At 74.2% G+C, this 7,045-nt stretch carries 8 protein-coding genes; 7 read left to right on the forward strand and 1 reads right to left on the reverse strand.

Going from position 1 to position 7,045, the window contains the following annotated elements; genetic code table 11:
- A partial coding sequence (locus KBX39_RS18475; protein WP_210871698.1) for a glutathione S-transferase family protein occupies positions 1-995 on the reverse strand: 995 nt, incomplete at its 3' end.
- Between the two features lie 95 nt (positions 996-1,090).
- On the opposite strand from KBX39_RS18475, the gene KBX39_RS18480 reads away from it, so the two are divergent.
- The 7 genes from KBX39_RS18480 to KBX39_RS18510 all read left to right on the forward strand — a co-directional run.
- Positions 1,091-1,513: an ester cyclase gene (locus KBX39_RS18480; protein WP_064446631.1), complete on the forward strand. Its 423-nt coding sequence runs from the start codon at positions 1,091-1,093 to the stop codon at positions 1,511-1,513.
- Positions 1,514-1,586: 73 nt separating this feature from the next.
- Positions 1,587-2,177: an NADH-quinone oxidoreductase subunit I gene (locus KBX39_RS18485; RefSeq protein ID WP_051611348.1), complete on the forward strand. Its 591-nt coding sequence runs from the start codon at positions 1,587-1,589 to the stop codon at positions 2,175-2,177.
- Positions 2,174-2,698, forward strand: a complete 525-nt coding sequence (locus KBX39_RS18490; RefSeq protein ID WP_069088036.1) for an NADH-quinone oxidoreductase subunit J — start codon at positions 2,174-2,176, stop codon at positions 2,696-2,698. Before KBX39_RS18485 ends, KBX39_RS18490 begins: the two co-directional genes overlap by 4 nt.
- Entirely contained in the window at positions 2,695-3,048 is a 354-nt protein-coding gene (nuoK, locus tag KBX39_RS18495) for an NADH-quinone oxidoreductase subunit NuoK (RefSeq protein WP_166456991.1), read from the forward strand. The genes KBX39_RS18490 and nuoK overlap by 4 nt, the downstream gene beginning before the upstream one ends.
- Positions 3,045-4,970: an NADH-quinone oxidoreductase subunit L gene (locus tag KBX39_RS18500; RefSeq protein WP_210871700.1), complete on the forward strand. Its 1,926-nt coding sequence runs from the start codon at positions 3,045-3,047 to the stop codon at positions 4,968-4,970. Before nuoK ends, KBX39_RS18500 begins: the two co-directional genes overlap by 4 nt.
- Positions 4,967-6,472: a NuoM family protein gene (locus KBX39_RS18505; protein WP_210871702.1), complete on the forward strand. Its 1,506-nt coding sequence runs from the start codon at positions 4,967-4,969 to the stop codon at positions 6,470-6,472. The genes KBX39_RS18500 and KBX39_RS18505 overlap by 4 nt, the downstream gene beginning before the upstream one ends.
- The coding region (locus KBX39_RS18510) for a proton-conducting transporter membrane subunit (protein ID WP_282102430.1) at positions 6,469-7,045 on the forward strand (577 nt) is incomplete at its 3' end. The genes KBX39_RS18505 and KBX39_RS18510, both read left to right, overlap by 4 nt.

Below are 7,045 nucleotides of genomic sequence, written 5' to 3' on the forward strand. Positions count from 1 at the left end.
GGGGGTGGGGTGCCGTCGCCGAAGGGGCGGCCGCCCAGTTCCTCCCGCCCGTGCGGGGTGAGCCAGTTGCTCAGGTCGGGGCCGAGCGGCACGATCCCGGTCGGGTTGATGTCCCGGTGGACCTCGTAGTAGTGCCGCTTGATGTGGTCGAAGTCGATGGTGTCGCCGAACCCGGGCGTGGTGAACAGGTCCCGGGCGTACGCCCACAGCACCGGCATCTCGCTGAGCTTCTGCCGGTTGCACTTGAAGTGCCCGTGGTAGACCGGGTCGAAGCGGACGAGCGTGGTGAACAGCCGTACGTCCGCCTCGGTGATCGTGTCGCCGACCAGGTACCGCTGCCCGGCCAGCCGTTCGCTCAGCCAGTCGAGCCGGTCGAAGAGCCGGTGGTACGCCTTGTCGTACGCCTCCTGGCTGCCGGCGAAGCCGCACCGGTAGACGCCGTTGTTGACGTCCGCGAAGACGACCGCGTTCACCTCGTCGATCTCGGCGCGCAGCGGCTCCGGGTAGAGGTCCGGCGCGCCCGGCCGGTGGTGCGCCGTCCACTCGGTCGTGAGGTCCAGGCTCATCTGGGCGTAGTCGTTCGTCACGACCTGCCCGGTGGGCACGTCGACGAGCGCCGGGACGGTGATGCCGCGCTCGTAGCCGGGGAAGCGGGCGAAGTAGGCGTCGGCGAGCCGCTCGATGCCGAGCACCGGGTCCTTGCCGTCCGGGTCCAGGTCGAACGTCCAGCTGCGCTTGTCGTGGGTGGGCCCGGCCACTGCCATCGAGATGGCGTCCTCCAGCCCGAGCAGGCGCCGGACGATGATCAGCCGGTTGGCCCAGGGGCAGGCCCGGCTGACCGCAAGCCGGTAGCGCCCCGGTTCCACCGGCCAGCCGTCCCGCCCGTCGGCGGTGATCCGGGTGGCGATGTAGCGCTGGTCGCGGGTGAACTCGCCACCCGGCTCCACGTACTTGCCGCCGGTCCGGTCCAGGACCTCGTCGTCGCTGCCGCCCACGCTCTACCTCCGAGTTCGCTTTTCGCTCCCATCATGGTCGCTCGGGCGGCTCCCGGCAGGTCGAGCGCGTCACAAAGAGGCATAGGCTGCCCGCCGTGACCGATGTGGAGACGGCGGCCCGGCGTTTCGTCGCCGACGTGTGGAACGCCGGGCGCGAGGAGAGCGCGTACGAGCTGGTGGCGGCGGAGTGCCCGGGCCTGGGCGGCACCGGCCCGGCGGCGATGCTGGCGTGGCACCGGGACCGGCGGGCGTCGTTCCCCGACCTGCGCTACAAGATCGTCGACGTGGTGGCGGCCGGTACGCGGGTGGCGGTCCGCTGGCGGGCTGCCGGCACCCAGGCGGGCCAGTTCGGTCCGGTGCCGCCGACCGGCCGGGTGGTCAGCTATTCGGGCGCGACGTTCCTGCGCTTCGACGACGACGGGCGGATCGTGGACGTGTGGAGCGTCAACGAGCTGTTCCAGGTGCTCCAGCAGCTCGGCGTGGAGATGCTGCCCCCACTCACACCCGGCGAGGCGTGATCCGGCCGCACGCCCGGGCCAAAGCGCCGGGTGGTGGTCGCGCGCGCCCGGGTCACAGGGCAGGATGGGCGGCATGAGCGAGCACGGTGGAGTGCCCGGCGGCGGTCTGGTGAAGGGCCTGGCGGTCACGTTGAAGACGATGACCCGCCGCTCGACCACCCAGCAGTACCCGGATGTGGCGCCCGAGCTGCCGCCGCGCTCCCGTGGCGTGATCGCGCTGCTGGAGGAGAACTGCACGGTCTGCATGCTCTGCGCGCGCGAGTGCCCGGACTGGTGCATCTACATCGACTCGCACAAGGAGGAGGTGGCGGTGCCCGGCGCCGCCCGCCCCCGCCAGCGCAACGTGCTCGACAAGTTCGACATCGACTTCTCGCTCTGCATGTACTGCGGCATCTGCGTCGAGGTCTGCCCGTTCGACGCGCTCTACTGGTCGCCCGAGTTCGAGTACGCCGAGTACGACATCAAGGACCTGCTGCACGACAAGGACCACCTGGGCGAGTGGATGGCCACCGTCCCGCCGCCGCCGGCGCACGACCCGCTCGGCGACCCCTCCAAGGAGGAGACCACCGCCGCCCGGAAGGCGGCGGGTCCGTCGGCCCGTCCGGCTCCTTCCCGGGTACGCCCCGACGCCGCCACCGATCCGGGCGGAGGCACTGCCTCATGACCGGTGCGGACGTGCTGCTGCTCGCGCTGGGCGCGGTGGCGGTGGGCGCGGGCGCGCTGGTGGTCGCGACCCGCCACCTGGTCCGGGCCGGGTTGTGGCTGGTGGTGTGCCTGGGCGCGCTCGCGGGTGACTACCTGGTGCTGACCGCCGAGCTGGTGGCCTGGGTGCAGGTGCTCATCTACGTGGGCGCGGTCGTGGTGCTGCTGTTGTTCGCGGTGATGCTGACCCGCGCGCCGATCGGCCCGTCGGACGACCTGGACCGGCCCGGCTGGGCCGCCGCGCTGGTCGGCGGCGGCAGCGGCCTCGGCCTGGCGGTGCTGCTGATCGACGCGTTCCGCTGGTCCCGGGTGGACCTGCCCGCCGCCGGCACCGCCGAGCGCCTCGGCGAGCAGGTGTTCCGCTCCTGGGTGCTGCCGTTCGAGGTGCTGTCGGTGCTGCTGCTGGCCGCGCTGGTCGGCGCGATCGTGCTCTCCCGCCCCGACATCGGCCGCCGGCCCGCCGACGAGGGCGGGCGCCCGTGAGGCCGGTCATCCCGTACGTCACCGCCGCGCTGCTGTTCGGCCTCGGCGTGTACGGCGTGCTGCGCCGCCGCAACGCCGTCCTGGTGCTGATGGCGGTGGAGTTGATGCTCAACGCGGTGAACCTGGTGCTGGTCACCGCCGACACCACAGTCAAGGCCGTGCTGCCGCACTCGGGGCAGGTGTTCGCGCTGTTCGTGATCGTGCTCGCCGCCGCCGAGATCGGTGTCGGGCTGGCCATCGTGCTCCAGCTCTACCGGCTGCGCGCCAGCGTCACGGTCGACGACGTCCCGCTGGCCGAGCCGGCGCCCGCGGTGACCCCGGCCGAGCGCCCGGAAGGAGCGGTCCGGTGAGCACGCCGACGCTGTGGCTCGCGGCGGTGCTGCCGGGCGCCCCGCTCGTCGCCGGGCTGCTCGGCCTGCTGCTGCCGCCCGCCCCGAGCCACGACCGCGCGTCGGCCCGGCGGCTGGCGGTCGCACTGGGCGTGACGGGTGCGGCGGTGTCGCTGCTGGCCGCGCTGGCGCTGCTGGTCCGCGTGGACGCGCCGGTCGAGGCGTCCACCACCTGGGTCGACCTGGGCGGGCTGCGGGTCACGCTGGGCCTGCGGCTGGACGGCGTGGCAGTGCTCGTCGCCACCGCCGTCGCGGCTGTCGCGCTGGCCGTGCAGGTCTACTCGATCGGCTACCTGCGCCGGGGTCCACACGACGACGTGGACGTCGACCACCGCTACCCGCCGTACGCGGCGCAGTTGAGCCTCTTCACCGCCGCCATGCTCACCGTGGTGGTGTCCGGCGACCTGATCATGCTGCTGGTCGGCTGGGAGGTGATGGGCGTCTGCTCGTACCTGCTCATCGCCCACGACCGGCGGCTGCCCGAGGCGCCCGGCGCGGCGGTGAAGGCGTTCCTTGTCACCCGCGTGGGTGACGTCGGTTTCCTGCTCGGCATCGCGCTGCTCGGCGTGGGCGCGGGCAGCTTCCGGATCGCCGACGTGCTGGCCCACGACTACGGCACCGGCACGCTCACCGCCGCCTGCCTGCTGCTGCTCGCCGGGGTGGCGGGCAAGAGCGCCCAGTTCCCGCTGCACACCTGGCTGCCGGACGCGATGGCCGGCCCGACGCCGGTGTCCGCGCTGATCCACGCCGCGACGATGGTCGCCGCCGGGGTGTACGCGGTGGCCCGCCTGTTCCCGCTGTTCGAGCGCGCACCGGCCGCGCTCGCCGTGCTGGGCGTGATGGCCGCGATCACGATGCTGCTCGGCGCGTTCGCCGCCACCGCGCAGGACGACATCAAGCGCGTGCTCGCCTGGTCGACCGTGTCGCAGATCGGCTACATGACCGGCGCGCTGGCGGTCAGCGCACCGGCTGCCGCGCTGTTCCACCTGCTCACCCACGCCGCGTTCAAGGCGCTGCTGTTCCTCGCGGCCGGTGCGGTGATCCACGCCGTCGGCACCACGCTGATGTCCCGGATGGGCGGCCTGCGTACCGCCATGCCGGTGACGTTCTGGTGCACTGTGGTCGGCCTGGGCGCGCTGGCCGGCGTACCCCCGCTCTCGGGTTTCTGGAGCAAGGACGGCGTGCTCGCCGCCGCCGAGGCGGCCGCGCTCGACGGCGCCGGGCCGAGCGCGGCCTGGGTCGGCTGGCTGGTCTGGCTGGCCGGGCTGGTCGGCGTGGCGGTGACCGCCTGGTACGCGACCCGGCTGCTGCTGCGCACGTTCCTCGGCACTACCCGCACGCCGCTGCTGCGCCCGCACGACCCGCCCGCGCTGCTGCGCTGGCCGGTGCTGCTGCTCACGGTCCCGGCCGCGTTGCTCGGCCTGGCCGCGTTCGCGCCGTGGTTCGCCGACCGGCTGCGCGTGCCGGGCGACGACACCGGCGAGGCGGTCGAGCTGGTGCACCTCGCGCCGAACCTGGTCCTGCCGTTCCTGCTGCTGCTCGTCGGCGCGGGCGTCGCCTGGGCGGGCTGGCGCCGCGACCCGGCCGCCGATCCGGCCCGCTTCCTGGGTCCGCTGCGGCCGGTCTTCGTCCGGGCGTTCCGGCTCGACGACGTCCAGCACACAGTCGTCGTACGCCCGGTGGGCGCGCTCGCGCGGGTCGTGCGTACCGGTGACGAACTGGGCGTGGACGGGCTGGTCGAGGGCAGCGGCCGGACGGCGGTCGAGGTGGGCGGTGGCCTGGCCGCGCTGCACCGGGCGGCGCTGCCGCGGGCGGCGGCCGGGGTGCTGGCGGGCGCGCTGCTGATCGGCCTCGCGGTCGCCCTGATCGGAGTCACGTCATGACGTTCGGGCAGGTCCTGCTGGTCGCCGTGGTGGCGGTCCCGGCGCTCGGCGCGCTGGCCACCGCGGTCGTGCCCGGTGACCGGGCCGGCCGGGTGGTCGGCACCGTCGCCGCCGCGTTGACGCTGCTGGCGACGCTGCCGCTGGTCGGCGGCGACCACGGTTGGTTCGGGTACGGGCCCCGCCCGGCGGTGCAGCCCTGGCACCAGGTCGACCTGCCGTGGGTGCCCGGGCTCGACCTGCGCTTCCACCTGGGCGTGGACGGCATCTCCTGGCCGCTGGTGGTGCTGACCGCGCTGCTGACGCTGCTGTGCTGCGCGTACACGCTGTGGCGGGTGCCGTCCGGCAGCGGCAGCGGACGGGCGCTGGTGGCGTTGCTGCTGGTGGTCGAGGTCGGCATCCTCGGCACGTTCCTCGCGCTCGACCTGGTGTTGTTCTTCCTGTTCTTCGAGGTCGTCCTGCTGCCGATGTACGCGGTGATCGCCGGCTGGGGCGGCGCGGACCGTCGTCGCGCGGCCCGCAAGTTCGCGCTCTACACGCTGTTCGGCTCGGTGCTGCTGCTGGTCGGCGTCTACGTGGTGGTGGCCGCCGCGGGCACCGCCGACCTGGTCGCGCTCACCGGCGGCGCCGGGCTGTCCCGGGGCACCCAGCTCGCCGCGTTCACGCTGCTGGCGCTCGCGTTCGCGGTGAAGAGCCCGCTCTGGCCGCTGCACTCGTGGCTGCCCGACGCGCACACCCAGGCGCCGACGGTCGGCAGCGTGATCCTCGCCGGGGTGCTGCTCAAGATGGGCACGTACGGCATGATCCGGGTCGCCGTGGGGGTGGCCCCGGAGGGCGCCCGCTGGGCCGCGCCGGTACTCGGCGTGCTCGCCGTCGCCGCCATTCTGATCGGTGGCCTGGTCTGCCTGGCCCAGGACGACCTGAAGCGGCTGATCGCGTACTCCAGTGTCGGCCACATGGGCTTCGTGCTGCTCGGGATCGCCACGCTCACCGCCACCGGGCTCCAGGCCGCGCTGATCGGCAACATCGCCCACGGCGTCATCACCGCCCTGCTGTTCTTCCTGGCCGGCGCGGTCAAGGACCGCGCGCACACCGGCTCGCTGGCCGACCTGTCCGGGCTGCGGGAGACCGCGCCCCGGCTGGCCGGGCTGCTCGGCTTCGCGGCTGTCGCCTCGCTGGGGCTGCCCGGCCTGGCCGGGTTCTGGGGCGAGGCGTTCGCCGTGGTCGCCGCCGTGCAGCGGGGCGGCCCGCTCTGGCTGACCCTCGCCGTGCTGGCCGCCCTGGGCGGGGCGCTCACCGCCGCGTACTTCCTGCGGCTGCTGCGCCGGGTTTCGCACGGGCGGCCCAGCCCGGCGGTGGCGGGGCTCGCACCCGGGCTGGCCGGTGCGGAACTGACCGCCTGGGCGCCGCTGGTGCTGCTCGCGCTCGCGGTCGGCCTGGCCCCGGCGCTGGTCCTGTCCTACGCCTCCGGCCCGGTGGAGGCGCTGCTGGGGGTCGTCCCATGAGCCTGGTGCAGAGCGTCGACAACCTGGCGATGCTGCCTGCGTACCTGGCCGCCGGCACGGCCGTGCTGGTGCTCCTGTTCGACCTGCTGGTGGCCCGGCCCGCCGTCACGGTGGCGGTGGCGGCGCTCGGCGCGGCCGGCACCGCGGCCGGCGCGGCACTGGTCGGGGCGGCCGGTGAGCGGCGCACGTTCTGCGTGGGCGCGGACTGCTCCTGGGTGTGGGGTGGCCGGGCCGCGCTGGTCGGGGCCGTGATCGCCCTGCTCACGCTCGGCGTGCTGGCGCTGTCCGGCCCGCTGCTGCGCGCCGGGCGTACCCCCGTCGGCGAGTACTGCTTCCTGCTCGCCTGCGCGATGACCGGCGGCGTGGTGCTCGGCGCCGCCGGTGACCTGATCACGCTGATCGTGGCGCTGGAGACGCTGACGCTCCCGCTGTACGTGCTGGTCGGCCTGCGCCGGGGCAGCCTCGCGGGCGCCGAGGCGGCGGTGACGTTCTTCGTGGTCAGCGTGGTCGCCACCACTGTGACGCTGCTCGGCGCGGCGCTGCTCTACGCCGTCGCCGGCACGCTGCACCTGG

This window comes from Micromonospora sp. D75, from assembly GCF_018070405.1.
In the GTDB taxonomy this organism is placed as follows: Bacteria; Actinomycetota; Actinomycetes; order Mycobacteriales; family Micromonosporaceae; genus Micromonospora; species Micromonospora chalcea.

Excerpts from the sequence above, each read along its gene's own strand:
- KBX39_RS18485 (WP_051611348.1), top strand. The coding sequence starts at position 1,587 with ATGAGCGAGCACGGTGGAGTGCCCGGCGGCGGTCTGGTGAAGGGCCTG.
- KBX39_RS18490 (WP_069088036.1), top strand. The coding sequence starts at position 2,174 with ATGACCGGTGCGGACGTGCTGCTGCTCGCGCTGGGCGCGGTGGCGGTG.
- KBX39_RS18505 (WP_210871702.1), top strand. The coding sequence starts at position 4,967 with ATGACGTTCGGGCAGGTCCTGCTGGTCGCCGTGGTGGCGGTCCCGGCG.